This window comes from Enterococcus sp. DIV1375a, assembly GCF_051712205.1.
Taxonomy (GTDB): Bacteria; Bacillota; Bacilli; order Lactobacillales; family Enterococcaceae; genus Enterococcus; species Enterococcus faecalis.
On the sequence record NZ_JBIOOM010000001.1, the window covers coordinates 1,380,363 to 1,404,802 of the forward strand.

Sequence of the window (24,440 nt, forward strand, 5' to 3'; positions counted from 1 at the left end):
GTTTTTAGTCTATTATTCATAACGTAAAGATTCAATTGGATCTAATTTTGCTGCTCTTCGAGCTGGTAAAGTTCCTGCTAAAAAAGCAATAAACATAATAACTAAGATAATCGTTAGTGAAGATGGCAATGAAAATTGAATTAATTTAAATCCTGTTAAAGCCTTTAAAAAAGAATCCGTTGCCAAACGATTAACTAAATTTCCAACCCCAACAGCTCCTAAAATGCCTAATATTGAGCCAAAAAAGCCAATTAAAGCCGCCTCAACACTAAAAATTGTAAAGACTTTCCCATTGCTAAGACCCATGGCTTTCATTAAACCAATTTCTCGCGTTCTTTCTTGGACAGACATATACAGCGTGTTAATAATGCCAAAGCTTGCAGCTAACAAGGCAATTGCACCAAACATGGTTAAAACACCAGTGATTGCATTGATTATATTACGAATCATGCCAATTTCATCTTCGACAGTAGTCGCTAAATAGCCAGCTTTGTCTAAATCTTTTTTGATGTCCTTAATCTGCTCTGGCGTGCTGTCTTTTTTAACTTCAGCAATAATCATCGCGTATTGATTTTTTAAATGTTCTGGAAGATCTGCTTGATTGATTGAGACAACTTTATCAATCAATGCTTTATTCATCAGCGAGAGCCCATTTTGAATGACACTGGCATTTCTAACGCCAACAATTTTTGCTTCAATAACTTGCTCTTGTCCTTTCAAGGAACTTGAGATACCTAATTGAACTGTTTCCCCCACGGCAGCTTTACTAGATGTATAGCCGAGCGCTTTTACATATTCTGGTGACAAATTAATTTCGAAGTCCTGGCTCGTTTGCGAAACTTTACGGCCAGCCGCTAAATCAATGGTCATCTCATCTAGCGCAGAAGTTGCTGAAAATACATATTTATGCTTATCTGCTCCTTTTATATAATCGATAGCAACGGATTTCATTGGTTCCACTGATGTAACATCCGAGATTTTTTTAATCTTCTCAATATCTTTTTCAGCAAGCATACTTTGTTGTTGAATCGTACTGGTTTTTTTCTCTGGATTATATTTACTTGGTTCTGTTCCGTTACCAACATTCATCTCCATTTTTGGCTGAATAAATAACTGATTTGCACCACCGACACTGCCGACTTGTTTGTCAATATAATCATTTACACCAATATTGACTCCTGTAGTTAAAGCTATGGTAAATGCTCCAATAAAGATTGCAATAATGGTCAATACGGTTCGACCTTTATTACGCATTAAATTGGTACTAGCTGATTTTAAAATATCTCTAAATTTCATTTACTCATCTCCTCCTACAATCAAGCCGTCTCGAACATGAACTTGCCGATCACAACGTGCTGCTAAGTCTGGATCATGTGTCACAATAATTAAGGTAATTCCTTTATTTTTATTTAAATCAAATAACAATTCTTCAATTTTCTTCCCAGTGGCAGAATCTAAATTCCCTGTAGGTTCATCTGCAAAAATAATTTGCGGATTATTAACTAAAGCACGTGCATGTATCCTAATAAAGTGGACACATTTTTTGGTATACTCTTAAATAAATAGACACAAATTTTGAAAGGACTTTTTAATATGGGAAACAACAGAAAATCACCACGTAAATTTGATGAAGAGTTTAAAAAATCCATTGTGAAACTTCACGAAAGTGGTAAAACTCAAAATGCTTTAGCTAAGGAGTACGGCATTGCTCTTTCTTCAATTGCTCGTTGGGTCAAACAATATTCCGAAGTAAAAATTGACGATGACACGATCCTTACGGCCCGTCAAATCAAACAGCTACAAAAACGAAATGCGCAACTCGAGGAGGAAAATTTAATCCTAAAAAAAGCGATTGCCATATTCACGCCTCGCTTGACGAACGATTAAAAGCCATACACATTCTTCGATATGAACACAGTATTGTTACACTCTGTCGTGTACTCAAAGTCAATCGTTCCACTTATTACAAACGCTTTTCTGGAAAAGTAGCCCCAAGAACAAAAGAAAATCAACACCTAAGAAAAGTGATTTTAGAAATTTATACTTCTTCTCAAAAACGTCTTGGCGCTGCAAAAATCCGCCAGATTCTTTTGCGTGATTATGGCATTTCGATTAGTATTGGTCGTGTTTATCGCTTGATGAAAGCAATGGACCTCCCAAAAATGTCTACAGTAAAGCCTGTTTTCAAAAAAAGGAAAAACAAGGTTTCTTTGACACGGCCAAATCATCTAAACCAAGCGTTCAATCCACCTGCACCAAATCAAGTTTGGACAAGTGATTTTTCTTATATCCCCATCGGTAAGAAAACATTTGCGTATTTGTGTGTCGTTTTAGATTTGTTTTCTAGAAAAGTAATTGCTTGGACCGTAGGATCAACGATTGATACAAAACTAGCCATTCAAACATTAGAAAAAGCACTTCATTCTCGAAAATTAATGAATCCTGTTCTTTTTCATACAGATCAAGGGTCTCAATATACCTCTTTTGAATTTAGAAAGTTTATAGAGCATCATCCGATTGTCCATTCTCTTTCAAAACCAGGTTATCCGTGGGATAACGCCGTTACCGAAGCTTTTTTTAAATATATGAAAAAAGAAGAATTAAATCGCCGTTCATTCCATTCAATCGAAGAAGTACGTTTGGCTTGTTTCGCTTACATTGAAGGATTCTATAACACCAAACGTCCTCACGGAACATTAGATATGCTTACACCAAATGAAAAGGAGGCTCTTTACTTTGAATGTCTTTAAGTATCTTCTCTTTTTGTGTCTACTTTATTGACATCTATCCAACGCGCTATACATACCCGTTGTTTTTGGCCACCAGATAAATTATTCGCTTTATTTTGAACTTTATCTTCCAAACCGACTGCTTTTAACGCATCTAAAGCCATCTTTTTCCTCTTGCTACCGGAAATCCCACCAATTTTTAATGGTAAAAGAACATTATTTAAAACTGTATCCTTGGCATTCATAAAGAATTGTTGAAAAACAAAACCAAATTCTTCATTTCTCGTTTTATTCAGCACTTTCTTTCTAATACTAGTAACATTTTTACCATTTAAATAAATATCTCCTGAAGTTGGTTGATCTAACAATGCCAAAATGTGCATAAATGTTGATTTCCCAGAGCCACTTTTACCAATTATGGCCACAGATTCACCTTTTTCAACTTTTAAATCAACACCTTTTAACGCGTCAAATTTTGTTTCGTTCTTTCCATAACTTTTTTTGATATTTTTTGCTTCAATTACCGCCATGTTACCCCTCCATTTTTCATTCTTTGTCGTTTACTTATTTACAAAGTTTTTTACTCTTTTCATACTCCTTTCTTCTCTTTCTATTTTGACGGAAGCCCTTTCCTTTGTCATGGTACTTCCGATGTATCTCTCAATTAAAACAATAAGAACATGTTCCAAATTCACCTCATTGAACATGTTCTTATTAATTAGTTATGCATTTACGCGTTTAATTTCACGATGTTTATTCAATAAATAGGCCAAGCCAAGATTAATACCAACAAAGCAACTGATTGTCAGAAGAAGTGGTAGGACAGTAAAACCAGTGGATTGATAACCAACCATTGTTTGCAAGATGTGGAGCATTCTCAGGCGCATTGGTGCCCCCCCTAATTGTGCAATCGTGCCCAGTAAAATAGGAATCATTAATAACAGCAATAAAACAATGAGTTTTTTTACGCCATCTATCCGATCATTAAAGACACCTGCTAACAAGCCAAGTGAGCCACTAAGCATTAGTAAGATAAAAAAGAGCAACCACGACATGAAAAAGTTTCCTTGTGCATAGACATCAATTAATTTCATTGATAATTGAAAATGAGAAATGAAATTGCCGCTAAATACTTTAATCAGTACAAGTACAGCCAAGGATCCAACCAAAGATAAAATAGCATTACTTACAAAATTCACCAAAAAAATTGTCCAGCGGGAAAGCCCGTTTTGAATAAACAGTTTAAAATCTGTGTTCATCCCCAAAAATGATAGTATCCCCATAAAAACCAGACAAGGAATTACTGCATCAGAGCTGACAGTGTTCACGTCGTTAGAAAAGAGCAACCCAATAAGAGGAAAAAGAATGCCGAACAAAGCATAAAAGCCAAAATAAATTGCTAAGGAACGGACTTGATAAATAACACGATACCGCAAAGCTGTTTTAAATTTCATTTTACTTTTCCTTCTTTCTATTGGTTAATTGTACAAAATATGTTTGTAAATTTAGCGGCGCAATTTGAACCTCTGCTTTTTCAGTCGGCAAGTCGCCGTACACGTAAGCCGTAACTGCTCCACCTAAAGTGTCCATGCCTAAGATTTCCAATGACTGAGTATAGCGCTCTACTTGTTCTTTCGGCCCAGAAACAATGCGACCGTTTTTCAAAATTGTTTCAATAGATTCTGCGCGAATCAATTTTCCTTGATCAATGATGATAATATCTTCTAATAAATTCGCAATTTCTTCAATCAAATGGGTAGAAATCACAAACGTACGGGGACGTTCTTGGTATGTCTCAATTAAATAAGTATAAAATAATTCCCGATGATTGGCGTCTAAACCTAAGACTGGCTCATCTAAAAAAATATACTCACAGGGGACGGATAGCGCCACTATTAGTTTAGCAATACTCCGATAACCAGTTGATAATTTTTTGAATGTCTTTTTACCATCTAAATCAAAATCGCTTAACATTTGTTCGGCTAAAGACCAGTCAAAGGATCCATAAAAACCTTCAGTCGTTTTAAAAATATCTTTAATTTTTAACTGAGGAGGAAACAAATTATCTTCACTCATTAAGTAAATATGAGTCAAAGCAGCCTCATTATCGGTCACTGTTTCTCCCGCCAATTTAACGGAACCTGAAGTGGCAAAACTTCGATTATTTATGATATTTAATAACGTACTTTTACCAGCCCCGTTTCTGCCTAAGAGCCCATAAATCGTTTCTTTTTCAAAAGTAATTGAAATATTATCTAGTGCTTGTTTTTGATGATATTTTTTACTTACTGATTCCACCCGCAAACTCATGCGTCATACCCTCTTTCAATTAGTTGTTTTAATTGTTCAGCTGTAATCCCTAATTTTTTAGCTTCTGCGACAACTTCTAAGACTTCTTTATTTAAAAATTCTTCTTTCCGTGCACTTCTTACTCTCTCTTGAGCGCCTGGTAAAACAAACATGCCAATCCCCCGTTTCTTTTCAATCAACTGTCGTTCTACTAATAAATTCATTCCTTTTAAAACGGTGGCTGGATTGATTTGATAACTTTTTGATATTTCTGTGGTTGAGGGAATTTGTTCGCCTTCTAAGTAAGCGCCATTAAAAATTCCTTCGGCAATCTGATCGGCTACTTGCTGAAATAAAGGCTTTTCCCCCGAAAAATTAAATTCCATTTTTACACCTCGCTTAAACGGTTAACTACTTATGTAACTAACTATATATCCTAGAAATTCTTTTGTCAATAAAAAAACCATTGTTTCCAAAGAAATTTTTCTTTGAAAACAATGGCTATACTTTTGAGTTTATTGAATGGTTTCGTTCTTATAGGGTTCCATTGTATAACAATTCATCGGTTGTTTCGTTGACAATTTTTAAGCGATTTTGTTTTTTTATCAAAATACTTTTATAGGTCGTTCCTGTAGCCTTTTCTTCCATCACAAGAATGCGTTTATACTCATTATCAGTGACTTTCTTAATCGTTGTTTGATTTAAGGACGGGATTTTTTCTTTTAGCGTTTTTTCTTCCGCCAGACCTTTTAAGATTTCTGATTCTGTAGTGGAACTTGTGGATTTACTAGAATCGCTTGATACACCTTCGTTATTAGACGCACTTTCAGATGACTTGCGACTTGATTCGGTTACTTTAGGCTGTGATGATTCACTGGTATTAGTTGAATTCATTTGAGTTTGGGTTTGATTCCCACATGCACCAATTAGCAACCCAACGCCTAAGATAGAACTTGCTAAAATTGTTTTTCTAATCATTTGCATGACCTCCTACATCTATCATTACTTTAACCTTAACATTTTTCAGCTAAGAGAACAATTTTTCAGATTAGAAAAGACCACTAGTCGTTATTTAAATAAACGAACTAGTGGTCTTACTTATTTAGGAATGATCTTCATATGAGTGAGTGGGTAATAAACAAATTGTGCTTTCCCTAAGATTTGATCTGCATGTATTGCACCAAAAGAACGGCTGTCTTTGGACATACGGCGATTATCACCAAGCACAAAATAGCTATCTTTAGGTAATTTTTCTTGCATTAACAATTCTTTTGAATCAAAATTCGTAGTGTAAGGCATCGTTTCATGATCTTTTTTTCTGTTTTTAGTTAAATACGGTTCAGCGATTGGCTGATTATTGACATATAATTGATCGTTTTCGTAACGCACAGCTTCTCCTGGTAAACCAATCACACGTTTAATCAGAATCGATCCTGTGTCTGTTTTAAAGACCACCACATCAAACCGTTTAATGGCGGAGAATTTTTCCATCACAATCATATCTCCTTGATTCAAGGTTTTTTGCATAGAATGGCCATCCACCCGAACAGGAATCAGGAAAAATCCTCTTAAAATAAAAACGGCTACGATTGCTGGTACTAAAATTTTCAGAAAGTACATTAAATACCCAACATAATCACGTTTCTTCTTCAACTTCGTGCCACCTTTTTCTAGTTTTTTTGAATTTCTTTGACTGCTGTATCGTAAGCAGCGTCATTTTCAAGAATTAATTTACCTAAAGTGGCTTCAATTTTTGTGGCTGTTTCATTGTCGATTTCTCCAGTTACAGGCAAGCCATTTTTCTGTTGAAGATCGCTAACCGCTGCTTTTGTTTCTGCGGTGTAGTTTGCATTGTTTTCATCAACAGGATACGCTAATACAGCTAAAATAGCATTTAAGTTCTGAATATCTTCAGATTGATCTCCTTCTTTTAGCGTTTTATCGCGAGGAATCAATTTTAAATAGGCATACTCGGGGTAATCAGCTTTGATGGTTGGTTCAATTCCTTTTTCGTTGATCCATTCGCCTTTTGGTGTTAACCATTTTAAAACAGTCAATTTTATTTCGGTTTGGTCATTTAAATCTTTCACCGTTTGGACCGTTCCTTTGCCAAATGTTTTCGTTCCAATTAATGGGACATTCGCAGATTCATGCAGTGCTGCAGCAAAAATTTCGGATGCACTGGCACTATTGCCATCAATGATAACTGCAACAGGTTCTTTTACTTTAAAGCCGCCGTCTAATTCTTTGGAAGCAACTTCTTTCATCGTACGTCCTTTTTTGTCTTCAAATTGAACAATTGTTTCGCCATTTTTTAAAAACATACTGGCCATTCGCTCTGCTTGATCTAGCAGTCCACCAGGATTTTGGCGTACATCAATTACAAAGGATTTAGCTCCTTTGTCACGTAAATTCGTGATTGTTTCTTTCAATTCTTGATATGTTTTTTTACCAAAGGACGTAATTTTAATCGAGCCAATTTGTGCATCATTTTTGTCTAACTCACCAGTCACTGTTTTAACGGGAATTTTCCCACGTTTGATTGAGATATTTTTAGTTTCTCCCTCTCTTTGGATAGTCAATTCAACGGAAGTTCCTTTTTTACCTCGGACTTTTGAGACGACTTCTGCTAGTTTCATCCCTTTTGTAGCTGTACCATCAACCTTTTCAATAATATCGCCTTCTTTGATTCCCGCTTTTTCAGCTGGGGAATCTGCTACAGGGGCCTCTGCTACAACTGGTTCGCCATCTTTCATTGTCATAGTGGCACCAATTCCTTCAAAATCACCAGATAAGCTTTCGTTTAAATCATTGGCAGCAGATTCATTTAGATAAGTTGAGTATGGGTCTCCAATGGCTTCAGACATGCCTTTTAAGGCGCCTTCAACTAATTCATTTTTATCTACTTCACCTACATAATTGGTACTAATTTCATTATATAAATCCTGCACTTTGCTTAAATCAGCATTGGTAATTGCCCCTTCTTGACTCATCTTTTTAACACGATGATCAAAATAAATATAACTACTTCCTCCAGCTAAAAATGCGACACAGAGGAGCGAAATAATATATTGATAAAAAGGAACAGTTCGTTTGTTCTTCATAGATTTCATCTCATTTCTAACAAATTCGTCACTACTTTTGTTTACTATAACATGAATGAAAAAAGAGGAAAAGCTTTGTTTGCTTTTCCTCTGGATTTATTTATTGTTTTCAAGGTACTTTTCCCATAACTCATCAAAGATGTCCATGTTGCTTAAATAGTCAGCATTCATTTCTAAATAAGAAGAAAGTTCATGATAATCCTCGGTTTGTTTTGGAAACTGAATATCTTTGGCCGCTTCATTGGCAAAATCAGTTTCAGGATCTTTAGCCGGACCTTTTAATGTCATTAAGTAATGGTAAAAGCTTCGTCTCATGTAAATTAGTCACTCCATTTTTCTTCGATAAATTCACTTCTACGTTGATGGGACAATCCATAACGCAAAGCGTCTTTTTTATAAAAGTCTTGATGGTATTCTTCAGCAGGATAAAATGGTGCTGCTGGTTCGATGGTGGTAACAATTGGTTCTGTAAAACGGCCGCTATTAGCTAGACGTTCTTTACTTTTCTCAGCAGTTTCTTTTTGTTCTTGAGAACGATAAAAAATAACTGGCCGATAATTATCGCCGCGGTCTTGAAACTGACCGAAAGCATCAGTAGGATCCGTTTGTTGCCAATAAATCTCCACTAATTGTTCGTAAGAAATAATCGCTGGATCAAAAGTGATTTCTACTGCTTCCGTATGGCCTGTTGTGTGTGTTAGAACCTGTTCATATGTTGGATTAGGCACGTGCCCACCTGTATAACCCGAAACAACTGAGATAATTCCTGGTTGTGTATCAAAAGGCTGCACCATACACCAGAAACAGCCGCCTGCAAAAATTGCTTTTTCTTCCATCTCTAACACTCCTTTTTTATTTCTCTTTTGGCAAGTATATATTCATCCGAATGTCATCGTCAACTAAATTAATCTTTTCTGCTCGAACAAATAGACCATTTTGCATTCTAAACTGATCTAAACGTAATAAAACAGTTTGATCATCTGGATTGATTTCAACCCATTTAGGTAGTTTGTAAGAACGTTTAGCAAATTTCAATACTTCTTTAATTGGCAAGCCTAACGTTCCTATAGACAAACTTTTTGCTTTTAATTGTACATTACCATTCGCCATCACGTAAGGATCAAAATATAAGTAAAAAGGAATGTCATGCCCTAACACCTGAAATGTTCCATTTAATAAAGCATCATTTTCTAAATAAAATTTATATTTGATCTCCGAACCTTTTTGAAAGTCGGCTAAATAAAAGTCAATCAGTTTGTTCACTTGTTGTTTTTTTGACTGAATGGTGACCACTGGCTCGCCTTCTTTTTCAACAATTGCTGGTATTTTCTTTAAATCTGGTTCGCGAACTTGTGTTGCTCGAAATGTCACGAAAGCTACACTACCAATGACTAAACCCACTAGAACAAGAAAAGCGATTTTCCAGGGATTTCGTTTAAGATTGGTTGGTTGTGTCTTTTTAATTGATTTACTTGTTTTTGGCTTTTCTTCATTCATTTTATTCACTACCTTCTGATTTGGTTATCCATTCTTTCTCTGTCTTGACCATTTCATCCCGGACAGCTCCGGCCATAATTTGGTAGCCAAGATTATTCGGATGGAAGCGATCTTCTTCATATAACAAATTGTTTAAATCCTCTTTGCTAGCACTACTTCCTGTAGTTTCTGAGTCATCACCAGTTACGCCAACTTCATCGCCACGACCTTTATAGAGTAAATCATTGATAGGAATGAAATAGGCTCGTTTTTGCTCTTGAACCATTTCTTCGGTTGCTTGATTCCAGTTATCAACGATTTCTTGCATTTCTGTAATTTCGGAAAAGTTTAAGTAGAAGGGATTGTAAATTCCTAAGACATAAATAGGGGCCTTCTCGTTGTACTCTCGGATTTCTTCAAGTAGTCGTCTTACTCGGCGTTGATAGGCTTTTTGTGGACGATTGAACGAGCTGACTTTCAAGTCGAAAATATTACTACTAATTACTTTCATTAAGTCATTTCCACCAACCGTTAGCGTAATCACGTCCGCAGAGGCAAGGCCCTTTTGAATTTCAGGTTTTTCTTTGATTCGTTTTAAAATTTGGTCACTACGATCCCCATTTTTCCCAAAATTGTCTGTTTGAACACCGTTCAAGTTGTAGTGTTCTTTTAAATCATCTGCCACAATAGGAACAAAACCTCCACTATTCGTCAAATCGCCAATTCCTTCAGTTAAAGAATCACCGATAGCTGTATAATAAATGACTTCTTTTTGATTTTTTTGAGCAGTTGTGGCCACTTTCTCTTGCTTTAATAGTGGCTTTGCTTTGGGGATGGCCACACTTAACAATGTAAAAACACCTAGCGCAATGAGGATAGGTGTTAAGACGGTCAGCAAAATATGCTGTGTTTGTTTTTTCATCTTCGTCACTTCCTTTTAAATAAACCAACAAGAAATTTTCCTTTTCTTGTTAGAAAGAGGTTGCGTCTACTCATTTAAGAGTGAGACCCAACCTCGTTATTTCTTAGTCTGTATAGTACATAATAGCAAAGGCATTTTTTCCTGTATGTGTTGCAATGACTGGATTCGTATGTAATACGGGAATATCCATGTCTTTAAAGATTGCTTGTAATCCTTCTTTGAATCCATTTGCTAGTTCTAGCCCATCCGCATGAGAAATGCCAATTTGTCGAACATTTGGAATCTTACTTAATTCTGATTTCAATTCGTCAAACCATTTATTAAACGTTTTAACGCCTCGGCCTTTCGCTACAGGAATCAATTCCGTATTTTCAAAGTCCATGACAACTTTCATATTAAAAATGTTTGATAATAATCCTGTTGTACGGCTGATTCGTCCACCTTTAACCAAATTATCTAATGTTGAAATGCCAATGTATAATTTAGTATTTTGTTTGACGCGTTCAATTTCAGCTAAAATTTCTGGAACGCCCGCTCCCGCTTGTGCCAATTTTGCTGCTTGAATGACTTGGAAAGACAAACCTTGGTCTGTAAAATCGCTATCAATCACCGTTACTTTACTTGATGATAAGTTACTAGCTTGACGGGCCGCTTCAACCGTTCCACTTAAGCCTTTTGTCATGTGAATCGAAATTACTTCACTGCCATCTTCACCTAAGCGATCATATAATTCTACAAATTCACCAATTGGTGGTTGACTGGTTTTGGGTAAGGCCTTCGCATTAGCCATCATGTCCATAAATTTTTCGCCTGGCAAATGATCATCATCTGGATAAACAACGCCATCAACCATAATTGATAAGGGCATCATATGGATATTTAATTCATCTCTAAGACTTTTTTCCATCGTACATGAAGAATCCGTTACGATTTTAACGTTTGTCATAAATTTATCACTCTTTCTTTAAAAGGAACCTGTTTTCATGGTAGAATACCATTAAACGGTTAATTATCTAGTTATAGTATAACAGACACTGCCGAATTTTTCATCAAATTAAAATAAAGGAAGTGAATTTATTGGAAAAAACGCATTTCTCAAAAAAATACCTAATCGTGAACGAAGTCTTAAATGCAGTTACACATGGCATAGGCGCAGGTTTAAGTATTGCTGGCTTAGTCATTTTACTTGTTAAAGGAGCTCGTTTAGGCTCACCGATTCACGTGGTATCTTATGCTATTTATGGCTCCATGTTGATTCTACTTTTTTTATCTTCAACGTTATTTCATAGTTTAATTTTTACAAGAGCCAAAAAGGTCTTTCAGGTCTTCGATCATAGTTCTATTTTCTTATTGATTGCTGGTAGTTATACGCCATTTTGCTTAATTAGTATTGGCGGCTGGTTAGGTTGGACTTTATTCAGTTTAGTTTGGTTAATCGCCATCGTCGGTATTGTCTATAAATCCCTCACGTTGCATAAACAAGAAACAGTGAAAAACATTTCAACGATTATTTATATTGTTTTAGGTTGGCTCTGTATCATCGCTGCTCGTCCGTTATATGAATCTCTTGGGTTTACAGGAACAGCGTTATTGGTCGCAGGGGGTGTGTCTTACACATTAGGTGCAGCCTTCTATTCATTGAAAAATGTGCGGTTTATGCATGTAGTTTGGCACTTGTTCGTCATGCTTGCAGCGATCCTCATGTATTTTTCTGTTCTCTTTTATACGTAATCACAGCACAATAAGAACACGATGCTCAAAGCATCGTGTTCTTTTATTGCCCTAAATCTCTTTATTATAAAGGAATATTCTTCTTTTCGAATTATTTTAACATAAATTAGTAGAAAAGACTTTACAAAACGAACATACATTCGTATAATAACAATACGAACACTCGTTCGAATCAAATGAAGAGGTGATACACATGGAAGCAATTCGTCGTGTTGGATTTTTATTTTTTGTATTGGTTATAGGTATTTTTTTGGGAACATTAGGATTACGTCTTGCTTTTATGATCGTGACGCCGTTATTTATTCTTTGGTTTATGTCATGGGATGAGAAGCGTTATACACGTACACGTAAACAACAGCAAGCAAGATACGTTTATCGTAAGTTCCCTTAATAAATAATAAAACGGTGTGTTCCCCCCAAGCTACGCTCCGTTTTTATAAATATGTCAAAGAAAGAGCGAAGGATTAAATCCTTCGCTCTTTCTAATTAAATTAGATTAGTATTCCATTAAGGTAACAATATCGTAGCCATCAATTTTATCGCGGCCATGTAAATCCATTAATTCAATTAGGAACGCACAACCAACCACAATACCACCTAATTGTTCGACTAATTCGATGGTTGCTTTAATTGTACCACCAGTTGCTAGCAAGTCATCACAAATCAAAACACGTTGGCCTGGTGTGATGGCATCTTTGTGCAACGTTAATGTATCTGAACCATATTCTAAGTCATAAGTCACTTCGATGGTTTCACGAGGAAGTTTTCCTTTTTTACGAACCGGAGCAAAGCCAACCCCTAGTTCATAAGCCACTGGACAGCCGACAATAAAGCCACGAGCTTCCGGTCCTACAACCATATCAATTCTTTTTTCTTTCGCGTAATCCACGATTTGTTTCGTTGCTTCACGGTATGCATCCCCATTAGCCATTAATGGAGAAATGTCACGGAACACGATCCCTTTCTCAGGATAATCTGGAATGCTTGCAATGTAATCTCTTAAATCCATTTTTATTTGTCCTCCTCATTCCACAGCCATTGTTGTATTGTTTGACAATCACTGTAAAGTAGAAATTCTTCTGTTTTTATTTTTTTCAATCGTTGTTGGTACACTTGACTTTCAGTCAATGGTCGATTGTCGGGTTTCTCAATACTGTTTAAAACACCGCTTTCTATTGTAACAAATCCTAAGTCAAAAAACACCTGTATCATGAAAATTAATAATTTTTCTTGGATATTTAAGTAATTTACCACCTTCGATAGCTGGGAACGTAGATTTACTTCTTTTTGCTGCAAAATAAATTTATACAATGTTGCAAATTGTTCACGTGAAGCCATACCGTTTAAATAAGCTTCTTCTGGTGAAATAAACATCATGTATATACGTTGTATCTCAGTCGCTTCAACAATTTCTTTAACCGTGATTGCTTCCACAGGACAGTCGACAAAAACCAGTTGTTCGATTTGATTTTGAGAAACAGCTTCCACCAATTCTTCTTGGTTTGACCAAACAATAATATTAGCGGTTGGATCTGAAATGAATTTTTGATTTTTTTCATCAAACAAAAGATAAGCTGTTGCTTCTGAAGGAATTGGTTTCGTTTGATTATTTTTGCCACGAAAATCAAATAATTGTCTTCCCGATACAGCAAAATCAGTCACCATTAATTGTGGTTTCTTACGACCATTCCATTCATTGATGGAAAGTTGGCCTGCCACATCGGCGGTTCCTTGTGCTAGTTCATCCGCTTGAGGCCCCATTTGAAAAGCAATTGCATCCAATTGTGCCCCTTCTTGATTCATTTGAAATTTCAGATGTGCATTATCTGCACCAATTTGCCGAATTTGCGTAGGCGTGATTTCCTTAAATACAAAAGTTGGCACAGTATTATCAGTCCCAAAAGGCGCCAAAATACGCAATTGATCAATAAAAGCAGTCGTTGCCTGCGAAACCGCTAAGCTCTCACTAATGAGCAACTCTTGTCCATTAGCCATATCAATTTGATTTTTTTCAATAAAGTGTGCCAAATGTTCTTGAACAAAAGGAATATTTTCAACAGGTAAAGTCATTCCCGCTGCCATATGATGCCCACCAAAATGAGTGAATTGCTCACGCACTTCGTTCAACGCCTCATAGAGATTCAATGCGCTAATGCTACGTCCAGAGCCTTTAGCGGTCGTACCAGATTCATCTATTGCTAAAATAATGGTTGGTTTCCCCGTTTCTTGCATAATGCGGCCCGCGACAATCCCTAAGACGCCTTCATGCCAGCCTTGTTTCGCTAAAATATGGACCGGCGCATTCGGGTCGATTAAATCCAGGGCTTCTTTGGCAATCGTCGTTACAATGTCTTTTCGTTCATTGTTTTGTTGATCAATATATTTAGCGATTTCCAGCGCTTGCTCTTCATCAAATGTAGTCATTAATTCAACACCTGGTGCGGCTTCCCCTAATCGACCTAACGCATTTAAACGAGGTCCGATGGTAAAGCCAATTGATTCTTCTGAAACAGCTTCCTTTTTCACACCCGCTTCTTGTAGTAAAACGTCTAAACCAATTCGATCACCAGTTTGAATCATTTGAAGGCCCATTTTGACAAACGTTCTATTTTCATCGGTTAATGAAACCAAGTCAGCAATTGTCCCAATTGCTACCAAATCTAATAACTCAATTGGCAATTCACCAAGTAACGCAGTAGCGACTTTGAAAGCCACGCCAACACCAGCTAAATCTCCAAAAGGATAGTCTCCTTGCGGATGTCTAGGGTGGACAATCGCATAGGCTTCTGGTAATTGTTCAGGCAATTCATGATGGTCAGTAACGATTACATCTACCCCTTGAGCCATAGCGTAGTTAATTGCTTCATGTCCAGCTACACCATTATCAACGGTTACAATTAATTGGACTCCTTGTTCAATTTGTTCAGCAAATACGTCTTTATTAGGCCCATATCCATGAACAAAACGATTCGGTAGAAAGTACTGAACCATGCCACCGACTAATTCGATTGCTTCTTTCATAACCGTGGTACTAGTGATGCCATCTGCATCATAATCCCCATAGACAAGGATTTGTTCACCCGCTTCGACGGCTTGCTGGATGCGGGCTACCGCTTTCTCCATATCATGCATTAAGAACGGATCATAAATATCTTCGATAGTCGGATGTAGAAACTTACGTAATGCTTCTTCTGTCCGGATATTGCGGTGCCATAAAAGTTGGCCAATTAATGGATTAATTTGTTCTTTTTTTAATTGTTCTATAAATTCTACAGGTAATTCTGTCTTTGTCTGTAACTGCCATTGATAGTTTGATTTTTTCACGACGTCACTCCTAACCAAGTAATTATAGCAAAATTTTTCCAAAAACTAAAGAAAGCATTTTTTTAAATCAGAGAAAAAAACTGTGATATCTGTTAGATAAATAGCAGATATCACAGTTTTATTTTAAAAGAAACTTAGCGATAAAGTCTCTTCCTTATTTTTGTTCCTCTTCATTTACACGAGGTTTCACATAACGATCAATACGACTACCTGACACAGGCGTTGCGTCTACTTCTGTGTTTGATGTTTGTTCGTTGACCACTGGTTCTGCGACTTGTGGTGCTGCCGCTTGTTTGGCTTGCAAATCAGCCAATTGATTATCAAAAGAACGTTGAACTTTTTCCGTTTCTTCTTTGACTAATTTATCCATATCATTTTTATAAATATCCAACTCTTTTTGTACAGCTTTTAATTCCTTACGTTGGTTCCAAATGGTGGTTGTGGAGGTTAGTAACCCAACTAGTGCGCCAATAATTGCAGAACCTAAAATAATTAAGATTAACGGTCCACTAATTTTAGTAAAACCAAAGTTTACTGGAACAGCTTGATTATTTAAAACAGCAAAAATAACAACAATTAAGACCAACACAAGGCCCAAAATAACACGCCATTGATTTTTCATGACTTGATCGACTCCTTTATTTTTTATTTAAAATATTTCCCGCTATGAAATCTCCTAAATGTGGAAACAATGTATAAAAGCGGGCAGCTGCTTCCATGACAAACGGACGATTAATCTCACGTCGAGAAGTCCCCATACTCCCAACCACTTCTTTCGCTAATTTCGTAGGGTCCAAAACAATTTTATCCACCGCAGCTAGATAAGTGCCTGTCGGGTCCGCTTTATCAAAGAATTCTGTTTGGATTGGTCCTGGATTGACAGTCGTTACTGCTACACCCAACGGTTTCAATTCTAAACGTAAAGCATTTGAAAAACCTAACACAGCAAATTTCGTTGCAGAATAAACGGTTGATTTAGCTGTAGCCATCTTCCCAGCCATTGAAGCAACGTTGATAATATGTCCTTGCCCAGCTTCAATCATTTTAATAGCTACTTTTTGAGTAAACGTCATCATTCCTAGAACGTTGACATCAAACATTTGGCGTGCAACAGCCAAGTCAATTTCAACAAAATTTTCAAACAAGCCAAAACCAGCATTGTTGACTAAAACATCTATAGGACCAACTTCTACTGAAATAGCTTCAACCACACGTTCAACACTTTCTGGATCGGCAATATCTAATTGATAAGAAAATGCTTCTCGTCCGCTTAAAGTGGCACACTGCTCGCGAACTTTACCAATCAAATTAATTCTGCGGGCGCAGACAACGACGACTGCCCCTTGTTTAGCTGCTTCATAACAAATTTGTTCACCTAAACCAGCTGAACCTCCAGTTACGACAACGACTTTATTTGTTAAATCCATCTAAGCTCCTCCTTCATTGGCAAATGGAATCTCAATGATATCCATATCTTTTACGATTTTTGTATTGGGGAAAATTTCTTGGGCTTCTTCTTGAAGCTGATAGGCCTCTTTGGTTAAATAACGGGCACTAATATGCGTTAAGATAAGTTGTTTTACTTGCGCTTCTTTTGCAACTTCAGCTGCTTGTTGACTGGTTGAGTGGAAGTAGGCTTTTGCCATTTTTGCTTCGTGTTTATTAAACGTACTTTCATGGACTAAAACATCCGCTCGTCGTGCTAAGGTTACGCTATTTTTGGTTTTGCGAGTGTCTCCTAAAATCGTCACGATTCGTCCAGGTTTACGCTCTCCCACAAACGCTTGTCCATTAATTTCCTGTCCATCAAAAACAATCGTTTCACCACGTTTGAGTTTGCCATACAACGGCCCAGAAGGAATCCCTAAAGCTTGAAGTTTCTCTACTTGTAATTCTCCTTCATGCGCTGCTTCCTCAATTCGATAGCCAAAGCTCGTGATGCCATGGTCCAAGATATTACAGCGAACAGTGAATTGTTTATCTTTAAAAATAACGTCATTTTCTTTCGTTAATTCAATAAATTTCAGTGGATAGGACAACCGCGATTGCGAGACCCGTAAAGAAGTCTTGACAAAGTCAGCAATCCCAACTGGTCCATAGATTTCTAAAGGTTCTGTCCCGCCCTGAAAAGAACGACTACTTAACAAACCAGGTAAACCAAAAATATGATCCCCATGTAAATGTGTAATAAAAATCTTTTCAATTTTTCTTGGGCGAATACTACTTTTTAAAATTTGCAATTGAGTCCCTTCCCCACAATCGAAGAGCCAAACTGCATTTCGTTCATCTAATAATTTCAACGCAATTCCTGTGACATTGCGATGTTTTGCTGGTACACCAGCGCCTGTTCCTAAAAATTGTATTTCCATCTGCTACCATACTTTCTTTTAAACTTCCTTTTTATTTTAGAAGAAGTTTGCTCCTTTAGCAAATAATAATTTATCTATTTTCTCAAAGTTTTCTTCTTAGTTTACCGTATTTTACGATAAAATAACAAAAAATTAGCAAACTACCATAAAAAACCGTGATTTCTTAGTATTTTAAAAGACTGTTTCCCTTTATTCAGAAAACAGTCTTTGCTCCTTATTCTTCTTTCGATGTCGCTTCTTTATGTTGTTCTTTTTTTGCTTGCCACGATTGTTTCGCTTCATTTGCAACTTCGTTCGCATCGTTAATTTCTTGTTGGACTTCCTCTAAATCAAGCCGCGTGATTTCGCCACCTAAGTCAAACATAACCAATTGGTTGAGCGGACGATTGTCTTCTTCTTCTGCAATTAATAATAATCCCGTTTGTCCTTCATCAATCTTTTGAATCACATGTTCAAAAACCGTTTGTGCTTCTTGAATTTCTTTGGCGTCTTTGCTTGCACCATACATACTTCCAGCAAACCAGCCAAAAAGAATGCCCAGAGGACCACCTAATATGCCTACTAGCATCCCAATCATGCTATCTTTTGATGTATGATTGTTGCCTGTAAAATCGATAAAATCATTGATTTTAAATTGATGCTGGCCATCATTAACATGCGTAACAACCGCCATTTGCTCACCTTTAAGCTGTCTTTCTGCCTGCATCTTTTTTATTTCGGAAAATGCTTGGTACGATTTACTTTCAATATCAAAGTTCATAATGATAATTCGTTTTGCCATACAAATCGCTCCTTTATTCTGGATACATCTATTTTAGCAAGAAAGGCCTGTCTCTAGCAATGAAAACTTTTTGGTTATGTATAAAAAAAGAAGATAGCTAGGCTACCTCCTTGTTAATGCTTATTTACCATCAAGAATATTTAAACGGACCTTTTTCGGACCATCGATACGTACACTATAAACAATTGTCCGAATTGCTTTTGCAACACGCCCTTGTTTACCAATGATACGTCCAATATCTTCTTTGGCCACAGTCAAATTATACTCGAGGAAATCAGTTGATTCCTCAATTTCTAATGAGACTGCTTCAGGTTGACTGACTAACGGACGGACAATAGTTAAAATTAACTCTTTCACATCTGCCATATTCAATCACCTTATTTCTTAACGTTTTTAGCTTCATGATGTTTTTTCATAACGCCTTCTTTTGAAAGGATGTTACGAACTGTATCAGAAGGTTGCGCACCTTTAGATAACCAATCTAAAACTAAATCTTCTTTTAAAACTACTTCTGCAGGGTCTTTCAAAGGGTTGTAAGTACCTACAGTTTCGATGAAACGTCCATCACGAGGAGAACGAGAATCAGCTACTACAATACGGTAAAAAGGACTCTTTTTAGAACCCATACGTTTTAAACGAATTTTAACTGCCATTATTAAATACACCTCCATTAACTTAATCACAAGAGTTAGTTTAACAGATTAACAACAACCTGTAAAGAGTTTTTTCTTGACACCTTTACTTTTTTTCAATTTTTTTAGCCAATTTGCAGGAAAACAAACGAAATAATGAAGAATTTTTACAAAATTTGATAATAGTTGTACTGGTTTCTCACTTGAAAGCCTTCTGTTTGATAGAGATGAAGCGCTGCTTGATTTTCTGTTTCAACTTCTAAAAAAATAGTCGCTGAAGCTGAATTTTCTAAAATCATTCGGAGCGCAGACTGTAACACTTGACGGCCAAGACCGCGACCTCGTTGCGTTTTTGTCACAACAAAGCCATAAATCCCCCATTCGTTTTCAAAATGATCCAAACGTAGCGTGGCTAAAAGTTGATTGTTTTCTTTATAAATAAGTGTTCGTTGAAGGTCCTCCGGCAAAGGCGTACCTTCGAGTAACCTAGCCAAGGAATCCAAATCAGCCACTTGTGGTCGGAGAAGTGTCAGCTTCGCCAACGCCTGTGAGCAAGTTTCTCTTTGAAAAACCAGATACTGTTCTGAAAAAGCTGGCACAATTCCTTGTCTATTAAAATAATTCAGGCCAACAGATTGCTTGTCGTCCATCACGAGAAAGACTTCTTTCATTCCCCACAAAGCTGCTTGCTTTTCGAGTTCTTGAACAAGTTCTTCAAAAAATGGTCCTACATTTGGCGCAACAATCGTCGCTTCCAAGGTTTCCCCATCAAAACAATACCCTACGATATACGCTTGTATGGTTTGTTCCTTCCTGTATAAACCATAATAAGTATAAGCTGATTCCTCAGGAAATGTTTGTTCCAATTTATAAAAAGTTCCTTGTTTAATCAATTCCTTGTTTTTTAATTCAGTCAATGTTTGTTTCTCCAACTGTGTTAACTGTCGGCGCCAATTTATTTTTTTATTCAAGCAGTTGCTCCTTTACTCATCCTTTTACTAGCTATTATACGTGAAGTTACGAAGTTCAACAATGTACAAGGATAAAACGTTTGCGCTTTTTTTGAAAAAGTACTATCATAAAGTAAGTAAAAGAAAAATGGAGGGATTTACATGACAAAAAAAATTGGTATTTTTGTAGGGAGTTTAAGAAAAGATTCATTTAACAAATTGGTAGCAAAAACAATGGCGGACTTATTTCCAGCTGATTTCGAACCTGTTTTTATTAACATTGGTGATTTAGAATTATACAATCAAGATTTGGATGATGAAGGAACCCCCACTGAAGCTTGGACAACATTCCGTGAAGAAGTTAAACAAGTAGATGGCGTAATGTTTGTAACACCAGAATATAACCGTTCAGTACCAGCTGTTTTAAAAAATGCATTGGATGTCGGTTCACGTCCGTATGGCGAAAGCGTTTGGGATAAAAAACCAGGACTTGTGGTGAGTGTTTCACCAGGTGCAATTAGCGGATTTGGTGCAAACCATCATTTAAGACAATCATTAGTCTTCTTAAATGTTCCAACTTTACAACAACCTGAAGCCTATATTGGCGGCATTACGAACTTAATTGGTGAAGATGGTAAAATTATTGATGGCACTGTTGGTTTCTTACAATCAATTGTAGATGCTTACGTGGATTTCTTTAATCGCTTAACTGCCTAATTGAATCAATCGAGAAAAAATGAGGCAACTTTTAACAGGTTGTCTCTTTTTTTTATTTTTTGCTTGACATTCTCGTTACGTAAAGGTTTATGATAGATTTTGTCAGGAGGAATGAATGATGGAATATACAATTAAAAAAATGGCTTCACTATCTGGCGTCAGTGCACGGACGTTACGATATTATGATGAAATTAGTCTTCTTCAACCAGCCAGAATTAATTCTTCTGGTTATCGAATTTACGGGCAAGCCGAGGTGAATCGTTTGCAACAAATTCTTTTTTACCGTGAATTGGATCTGAAACTAGATGAAATTAAAGAAATTTTGGAGCAACCTGACTTTAATGTTGAACAGGCTTTATACGAGCATCAACAAAAGCTATTGGAAAAGCGCAATGAAATTGATCGTCTTTTAGCCTCTGTTCAACAAACCTTACACCATTACAAAGGAGAGATAAACATGTCAGATCAGCAAAAATTCGAAGCATTCAAACAACAACGAGTTCAAGAAAACGAAGAAAAATATGGTAAAGAGATTCGGGAAAAATATGGCAACGAAACGATTGAACAAGCCAACAAAAAATATTTAAACTTGACGGAAAAAGACATGCAAGCAATGCAGAACGTGGAAAAAGATTTATTTTCTAAGTTAGCCATGTATCAAAAATCACCCAAGTTGACTAGTCAACTTGCGCAAGAAATTTTCCAATTACACAAAGATTGGTTAATGTACTCTTGGTCAAGCTATTCGCCAGAAGCACACAAAGGGTTAGGGCTTATGTATGTTGGTGATGAACGATTTACGTCATATTATGAACAACACGGCGCTGGTTTTGCCGAAGCGTTAAACGCAATTATCCAAAACTACGCTTAAACAGAAAGTGCGCCATCAGTCGAAGAGACTGATGGCGCACTTTCTGTTTCTTACAATAATTAACTAAAGCCTGTTTATCTTTTTTTCTTTTTCTTCTTTTTGTTTTTCTTCATCATACGATTCATTGCCATTTTACCTAGCTTGCCTTTAACGCCGCCACCTAACATTTGATCCATACCAGGAATGTTCATATCCCCTTTGGACATTTGTTGCATCATTTTTTTGGATTCTTTAAATTGTTTAATCATACGATTGACTTCAACCACACTATTTCCTGAACCAGCTGCAATTCTGCGGCGGCGACTAGGATTTAATAGATCAGGATTTTCACGTTCTGCAGGGGTCATTGATAGGACCATCGCCCGTTTCCGTGCCACATCTTTTGGATCGACTTTGACATTTTCAATACCAGGCATGTTACTCATTCCAGGGATCATTTTTAATAAGTCTTCAATCGGTCCCATGCCCATAACTTGATCCAATTGCTCAATGAAATCGTTAAAGTCAAAACTGTTTTCTTTCATTTTTTGAGCAAGTTCTTCTGCTTTTTTCTCATCGTAATCTTGTTGCGCTTTTTCAATTAGCGTCAACATGTCCCCCATACCTAGGATACGACTCGACATACGATCGGGATGGAAAATTTCTAAATCGGTTAATTTTTCACCAGAACCGACAAATTTAATCGGAGCGCCCGTTACTGCCCGAATTGACAGCGCAGCCCCCCCACGAGTATCGCCGTCCATTTTGGTAATAACAACCCCAGTAATTCCAAGCTGTTCATTAAAACTATCTGCAACGTTGACAGCATCTTGCCCCGTCATCGCATCAACAACTAACAGAATTTCATTGGGATCAGCCAACTCTTTAATTTGTTTCAATTCGTCCATTAAAGCTTCGTCAATGTGTAAACGGCCGGCCGTATCAATTAAGACATAATCATTTTTCTTTTCTTTTGCTAATGCTAACCCTTGACGAACAATTTCCACTGGATTAGCATCTGTTCCCATATCAAAAACGGGAACTTCTAATTGTTGACCTAAAACCTTCAACTGATCAATCGCTGCTGGACGATAAACGTCACCAGCGATTAAAAGCGGACGAGCGTTTTCAGTTTTCATTAAGTGTTTTGCTAATTTACCAGTAAAAGTTGTTTTACCAGCCCCTTGTAACCCTGTCATCATAATCACTGTCGGGATTTTTGGAGATTTATTCAGTTCAACCGTTTCTGAACCTAACGTTTTCGTTAATTCTTCATCAACAATTTTTACAATTTGTTGGGCTGGTGATAAGCTTTCTAATACTTCGACTCCTACTGCCCGTTCTCTGACGCGTTTTGTGAAATCTTTGACCACTTGTAAATTAACGTCGGCTTCTAATAAAGCCAAACGGATTTCTCGCATCATTTCTTTTACGTCGGCTTCGGAAACTTTTCCCTTACGACGGATTTTACTCATTGCCTGTTGTAGGCGGTTTGTTAAACTCTCAAAAGCCATAGTTTCATTCCTCTATTTCTTGAATTTGTTCAATATATTTTTTGATTTCACTATCTTTGGGATAAGTTTCTTGAACATACTGCTGTAGTTGTTCAAGATATTCTTTCCGTACAACATAGTTTGAATAAAGATGTAACTTTTTTTCGTATTCTTCTAAAATTTTTTCGGTTCGTTTAATGTTATCATAAACCGCTTGGCGACTAACCTCATATTCTTCCGCAATTTCTCCTAAAGAAAAGTCATCAGCATAGTAAAGCTCCATATAATTCATCTGCTTTTCCGTTAATAATGTCGAATAAAATTCAAATAACGCATTCATGCGGTTTGTTTTTTCCATTTCCATGAGCCGTGCTCCCATCTTCAATCCCTTATAGGTTACCGATTTCATAGGGAATAGTCAATCTTTTTTTACTAAGTTTTTACCTTTTAAAAAGAAATGTCCGCAAGTTGCCATGTTTCTTCAGAATAAACGGTCATTCCTTGTTGAATAAAATAAGCAGTTGCCACCCCAACTCCAGCTTTTTTAATGCCAGAAAATTGTCCATCATAAATCAGCTGGCTGCCACAGCTGGGACTTTTTTCTTTCAAAATCAAGGTTGTAATTTGTTGAGTTTTTAATTTTTGATACGCGCGTTGTGCCCCTGCTTTAAATGCATCAGTGACATCTTCCCCGTTATCCGTATATACATAAGCAGTATTCGCCCAAACATCAAAGCCATCCCCGCCAATGATTTCTGCTGGCGGACGTGGCATAGGCAACTCTCCTAAAACTTCGGGACAAATCATTATTGCTTTTCCATTAGTTATAAGTTGTTTTAACGCTTCTTGTTCTTGAGATTTTCCATCGTAACGGCAACAAATCCCACCTAAGCAACTACTAATACCAATCATTCGCTTCTCCTCATTTCATTTCTCTATTATACCATGAGTTGACTTTTCTCAAAAGTAGCATTCTCGCTTACTTTAAAGTACGTTCTTCCTCTAAAAATATGTTAAACTAACAATAGTGAAATATACACTTATTTTCAGAAATTTCTTGAAGGAGTTATGTA

Annotated in this window: 29 protein-coding genes and 2 pseudogenes; 5 read left to right on the forward strand and 26 right to left on the reverse strand. The window is 36.7% G+C overall.

Annotated features, from left to right (window positions below; all coding sequences use genetic code 11):
- Positions 1–12: 12 nt before the first annotated feature.
- Positions 13–1,296 (reverse strand): ABC transporter permease, encoded by a 1,284-nt coding sequence (locus IGJ63_RS06720; protein ID WP_002357458.1) that lies wholly within the window; start codon positions 1,294–1,296, stop codon positions 13–15.
- Positions 1,297–1,515: pseudogene (locus IGJ63_RS06725) on the reverse strand (ABC transporter ATP-binding protein); the annotation flags it as partial.
- A gap of 78 nt (positions 1,516–1,593) precedes the next feature.
- On the opposite strand from IGJ63_RS06725, the gene IGJ63_RS06730 reads away from it, so the two are divergent.
- A protein-coding gene (locus tag IGJ63_RS06730) for an IS3 family transposase (RefSeq protein ID WP_438746138.1) occupies positions 1,594–2,750 on the forward strand; the annotation gives its coding sequence in 2 pieces (ribosomal slippage) (positions 1,594–1,852 and positions 1,852–2,750; 1,158 coding nt in all).
- A 41-nt stretch (positions 2,751–2,791) separates the two neighbouring features.
- On the opposite strand, the pseudogene IGJ63_RS06735 reads toward IGJ63_RS06730, so the two are convergent.
- The 12 genes and pseudogenes from IGJ63_RS06735 to IGJ63_RS06790 all read right to left on the reverse strand — a co-directional run.
- A pseudogene (locus IGJ63_RS06735) lies at positions 2,792–3,259 on the reverse strand (ABC transporter ATP-binding protein); the annotation flags it as partial.
- A gap of 192 nt (positions 3,260–3,451) precedes the next feature.
- Complete coding sequence (locus tag IGJ63_RS06740) at positions 3,452–4,183, reverse strand: hypothetical protein (protein ID WP_002369334.1); 732 nt, start codon at positions 4,181–4,183, stop codon at positions 3,452–3,454.
- Between the two features lies 1 nt (position 4,184).
- Positions 4,185–5,039, reverse strand: coding sequence for an ATP-binding cassette domain-containing protein (locus tag IGJ63_RS06745; protein ID WP_002366745.1), 855 nt, complete (start codon positions 5,037–5,039; stop codon positions 4,185–4,187).
- On the reverse strand, positions 5,036–5,404 hold the full coding sequence (locus IGJ63_RS06750; protein WP_002357453.1) for a GntR family transcriptional regulator: 369 nt from the start codon (positions 5,402–5,404) through the stop codon (positions 5,036–5,038). The genes IGJ63_RS06745 and IGJ63_RS06750 overlap by 4 nt, the downstream gene beginning before the upstream one ends.
- A 148-nt stretch (positions 5,405–5,552) precedes the next feature.
- A complete protein-coding gene (locus IGJ63_RS06755; RefSeq protein ID WP_002357452.1) occupies positions 5,553–6,002 on the reverse strand; it encodes a hypothetical protein in 450 nt (149 codons plus the stop codon).
- Positions 6,003–6,116: 114 nt separating this feature from the next.
- Positions 6,117–6,671, reverse strand: coding sequence for a signal peptidase I (gene lepB / locus IGJ63_RS06760; protein ID WP_002382369.1), 555 nt, complete (start codon positions 6,669–6,671; stop codon positions 6,117–6,119).
- A 17-nt stretch (positions 6,672–6,688) separates the two neighbouring features.
- Positions 6,689–8,131 (reverse strand): S41 family peptidase, encoded by a 1,443-nt coding sequence (locus IGJ63_RS06765; RefSeq protein WP_002369330.1) that lies wholly within the window; start codon positions 8,129–8,131, stop codon positions 6,689–6,691.
- 87 nt (positions 8,132–8,218) lie between these two features.
- Positions 8,219–8,437 (reverse strand): YozE family protein, encoded by a 219-nt coding sequence (locus IGJ63_RS06770; RefSeq protein ID WP_002357449.1) that lies wholly within the window; start codon positions 8,435–8,437, stop codon positions 8,219–8,221.
- Positions 8,438–8,442: 5 nt separating this feature from the next.
- Positions 8,443–8,958 (reverse strand): peptide-methionine (S)-S-oxide reductase MsrA, encoded by a 516-nt coding sequence (gene msrA, locus IGJ63_RS06775; protein ID WP_002398324.1) that lies wholly within the window; start codon positions 8,956–8,958, stop codon positions 8,443–8,445.
- Positions 8,959–8,974: 16 nt separating this feature from the next.
- Positions 8,975–9,628, reverse strand: a complete 654-nt coding sequence (locus IGJ63_RS06780; RefSeq protein WP_002357446.1) for a YpmS family protein — start codon at positions 9,626–9,628, stop codon at positions 8,975–8,977.
- Positions 9,621–10,520, reverse strand: a complete 900-nt coding sequence (locus IGJ63_RS06785; RefSeq protein ID WP_438746140.1) for an SGNH/GDSL hydrolase family protein — start codon at positions 10,518–10,520, stop codon at positions 9,621–9,623. The genes IGJ63_RS06780 and IGJ63_RS06785 overlap by 8 nt, the downstream gene beginning before the upstream one ends.
- 103 nt (positions 10,521–10,623) lie before the next feature.
- Positions 10,624–11,466, reverse strand: coding sequence for a DegV family protein (locus IGJ63_RS06790; RefSeq protein WP_002357444.1), 843 nt, complete (start codon positions 11,464–11,466; stop codon positions 10,624–10,626).
- A gap of 131 nt (positions 11,467–11,597) precedes the next feature.
- Between IGJ63_RS06790 and trhA the strand changes: the two genes are divergently transcribed.
- Both trhA and IGJ63_RS06800 read left to right on the forward strand, forming a co-directional pair.
- Positions 11,598–12,251 carry a PAQR family membrane homeostasis protein TrhA gene (gene trhA, locus IGJ63_RS06795; RefSeq protein ID WP_002357443.1) on the forward strand — a complete coding sequence of 218 codons (654 nt, stop codon included), beginning with the start codon at positions 11,598–11,600 and terminating at the stop codon, positions 12,249–12,251.
- Positions 12,252–12,444: 193 nt separating this feature from the next.
- Positions 12,445–12,642: a hypothetical protein gene (locus IGJ63_RS06800; protein WP_002360203.1), complete on the forward strand. Its 198-nt coding sequence runs from the start codon at positions 12,445–12,447 to the stop codon at positions 12,640–12,642.
- A gap of 105 nt (positions 12,643–12,747) precedes the next feature.
- On the opposite strand, the gene IGJ63_RS06805 is transcribed toward IGJ63_RS06800, so the two are convergent.
- The 9 genes from IGJ63_RS06805 to IGJ63_RS06845 all read right to left on the reverse strand — a co-directional run bounded on the left by IGJ63_RS06805 (position 12,748) and on the right by IGJ63_RS06845 (position 20,328).
- Positions 12,748–13,260 (reverse strand): adenine phosphoribosyltransferase, encoded by a 513-nt coding sequence (locus IGJ63_RS06805; protein WP_002357441.1) that lies wholly within the window; start codon positions 13,258–13,260, stop codon positions 12,748–12,750.
- A 2-nt stretch (positions 13,261–13,262) separates the two neighbouring features.
- Entirely contained in the window at positions 13,263–15,575 is a 2,313-nt protein-coding gene (gene recJ, locus IGJ63_RS06810; protein ID WP_438746142.1) for a single-stranded-DNA-specific exonuclease RecJ, read from the reverse strand.
- A gap of 154 nt (positions 15,576–15,729) precedes the next feature.
- On the reverse strand, positions 15,730–16,197 hold the full coding sequence (locus IGJ63_RS06815) for a LapA family protein (protein WP_002357439.1): 468 nt from the start codon (positions 16,195–16,197) through the stop codon (positions 15,730–15,732).
- Between the two features lie 16 nt (positions 16,198–16,213).
- Entirely contained in the window at positions 16,214–17,002 is a 789-nt protein-coding gene (locus tag IGJ63_RS06820) for an SDR family NAD(P)-dependent oxidoreductase (protein ID WP_104866624.1), read from the reverse strand.
- The gene (gene rnz / locus IGJ63_RS06825; protein WP_002360200.1) at positions 17,003–17,944 is read right to left on the reverse strand and encodes a ribonuclease Z; all 942 of its coding nucleotides are present in this window, start codon (positions 17,942–17,944) and stop codon (positions 17,003–17,005) included.
- A 214-nt stretch (positions 17,945–18,158) separates the two neighbouring features.
- A complete protein-coding gene (locus tag IGJ63_RS06830) occupies positions 18,159–18,725 on the reverse strand; it encodes a hypothetical protein (RefSeq protein WP_002357436.1) in 567 nt (188 codons plus the stop codon).
- 120 nt (positions 18,726–18,845) lie between these two features.
- Entirely contained in the window at positions 18,846–19,091 is a 246-nt protein-coding gene (locus IGJ63_RS06835; RefSeq protein ID WP_002357435.1) for a KH domain-containing protein, read from the reverse strand.
- Positions 19,092–19,102: 11 nt separating this feature from the next.
- Entirely contained in the window at positions 19,103–19,378 is a 276-nt protein-coding gene (rpsP, locus tag IGJ63_RS06840) for a 30S ribosomal protein S16 (protein ID WP_002357434.1), read from the reverse strand.
- A 146-nt stretch (positions 19,379–19,524) separates the two neighbouring features.
- Positions 19,525–20,328: a GNAT family N-acetyltransferase gene (locus IGJ63_RS06845; RefSeq protein WP_438746144.1), complete on the reverse strand. Its 804-nt coding sequence runs from the start codon at positions 20,326–20,328 to the stop codon at positions 19,525–19,527.
- Positions 20,329–20,469: 141 nt separating this feature from the next.
- Here IGJ63_RS06845 and IGJ63_RS06850 point away from each other — a divergent pair, with 141 nt between their 5' ends.
- Together IGJ63_RS06850 and IGJ63_RS06855 are read left to right on the forward strand one after the other, a co-directional pair.
- Positions 20,470–21,024 (forward strand): NADPH-dependent FMN reductase, encoded by a 555-nt coding sequence (locus IGJ63_RS06850; protein WP_002357432.1) that lies wholly within the window; start codon positions 20,470–20,472, stop codon positions 21,022–21,024.
- 115 nt (positions 21,025–21,139) lie between these two features.
- Entirely contained in the window at positions 21,140–21,895 is a 756-nt protein-coding gene (locus IGJ63_RS06855) for a MerR family transcriptional regulator (protein WP_438746146.1), read from the forward strand.
- Positions 21,896–21,969: 74 nt separating this feature from the next.
- Here the strand turns inward: IGJ63_RS06855 and ffh are convergent, their stop codons facing one another.
- From ffh to IGJ63_RS06870, 3 genes are all read right to left on the reverse strand, one after another.
- Complete coding sequence (ffh, locus tag IGJ63_RS06860) at positions 21,970–23,388, reverse strand: signal recognition particle protein (RefSeq protein ID WP_002361897.1); 1,419 nt, start codon at positions 23,386–23,388, stop codon at positions 21,970–21,972.
- A 4-nt stretch (positions 23,389–23,392) separates the two neighbouring features.
- Positions 23,393–23,731, reverse strand: a complete 339-nt coding sequence (locus IGJ63_RS06865; protein WP_002357429.1) for a putative DNA-binding protein — start codon at positions 23,729–23,731, stop codon at positions 23,393–23,395.
- Positions 23,732–23,814: 83 nt separating this feature from the next.
- A complete protein-coding gene (locus tag IGJ63_RS06870; RefSeq protein WP_438746148.1) occupies positions 23,815–24,279 on the reverse strand; it encodes a DUF523 domain-containing protein in 465 nt (154 codons plus the stop codon).
- Positions 24,280–24,440: the final 161 nt, after the last annotated feature.

Excerpts from the sequence above, each read along its gene's own strand:
- IGJ63_RS06720 (WP_002357458.1), bottom strand. The coding sequence starts at position 1,296 with ATGAAATTTAGAGATATTTTAAAATCAGCTAGTACCAATTTAATGCGT.
- IGJ63_RS06740 (WP_002369334.1), bottom strand. The coding sequence starts at position 4,183 with ATGAAATTTAAAACAGCTTTGCGGTATCGTGTTATTTATCAAGTCCGT.
- IGJ63_RS06745 (WP_002366745.1), bottom strand. The coding sequence starts at position 5,039 with ATGAGTTTGCGGGTGGAATCAGTAAGTAAAAAATATCATCAAAAACAA.
- IGJ63_RS06750 (WP_002357453.1), bottom strand. The coding sequence starts at position 5,404 with ATGGAATTTAATTTTTCGGGGGAAAAGCCTTTATTTCAGCAAGTAGCC.
- IGJ63_RS06755 (WP_002357452.1), bottom strand. The coding sequence starts at position 6,002 with ATGCAAATGATTAGAAAAACAATTTTAGCAAGTTCTATCTTAGGCGTT.
- IGJ63_RS06765 (WP_002369330.1), bottom strand. The coding sequence starts at position 8,131 with ATGAAATCTATGAAGAACAAACGAACTGTTCCTTTTTATCAATATATT.
- IGJ63_RS06770 (WP_002357449.1), bottom strand. The coding sequence starts at position 8,437 with ATGAGACGAAGCTTTTACCATTACTTAATGACATTAAAAGGTCCGGCT.
- msrA (WP_002398324.1), bottom strand. The coding sequence starts at position 8,958 with ATGGAAGAAAAAGCAATTTTTGCAGGCGGCTGTTTCTGGTGTATGGTG.
- IGJ63_RS06785 (WP_438746140.1), bottom strand. The coding sequence starts at position 10,520 with ATGAAAAAACAAACACAGCATATTTTGCTGACCGTCTTAACACCTATC.
- IGJ63_RS06790 (WP_002357444.1), bottom strand. The coding sequence starts at position 11,466 with ATGACAAACGTTAAAATCGTAACGGATTCTTCATGTACGATGGAAAAA.
- IGJ63_RS06800 (WP_002360203.1), top strand. The coding sequence starts at position 12,445 with ATGGAAGCAATTCGTCGTGTTGGATTTTTATTTTTTGTATTGGTTATA.
- IGJ63_RS06805 (WP_002357441.1), bottom strand. The coding sequence starts at position 13,260 with ATGGATTTAAGAGATTACATTGCAAGCATTCCAGATTATCCTGAGAAA.
- IGJ63_RS06815 (WP_002357439.1), bottom strand. The coding sequence starts at position 16,197 with ATGAAAAATCAATGGCGTGTTATTTTGGGCCTTGTGTTGGTCTTAATT.
- IGJ63_RS06820 (WP_104866624.1), bottom strand. The coding sequence starts at position 17,002 with ATGGATTTAACAAATAAAGTCGTTGTCGTAACTGGAGGTTCAGCTGGT.
- rnz (WP_002360200.1), bottom strand. The coding sequence starts at position 17,944 with ATGGAAATACAATTTTTAGGAACAGGCGCTGGTGTACCAGCAAAACAT.
- IGJ63_RS06830 (WP_002357436.1), bottom strand. The coding sequence starts at position 18,725 with ATGGCAAAACGAATTATCATTATGAACTTTGATATTGAAAGTAAATCG.
- IGJ63_RS06835 (WP_002357435.1), bottom strand. The coding sequence starts at position 19,091 with ATGGCAGATGTGAAAGAGTTAATTTTAACTATTGTCCGTCCGTTAGTC.
- rpsP (WP_002357434.1), bottom strand. The coding sequence starts at position 19,378 with ATGGCAGTTAAAATTCGTTTAAAACGTATGGGTTCTAAAAAGAGTCCT.
- IGJ63_RS06850 (WP_002357432.1), top strand. The coding sequence starts at position 20,470 with ATGACAAAAAAAATTGGTATTTTTGTAGGGAGTTTAAGAAAAGATTCA.
- IGJ63_RS06855 (WP_438746146.1), top strand. The coding sequence starts at position 21,140 with ATGATGGAATATACAATTAAAAAAATGGCTTCACTATCTGGCGTCAGT.
- ffh (WP_002361897.1), bottom strand. The coding sequence starts at position 23,388 with ATGGCTTTTGAGAGTTTAACAAACCGCCTACAACAGGCAATGAGTAAA.
- IGJ63_RS06865 (WP_002357429.1), bottom strand. The coding sequence starts at position 23,731 with ATGGAAATGGAAAAAACAAACCGCATGAATGCGTTATTTGAATTTTAT.
- IGJ63_RS06870 (WP_438746148.1), bottom strand. The coding sequence starts at position 24,279 with ATGATTGGTATTAGTAGTTGCTTAGGTGGGATTTGTTGCCGTTACGAT.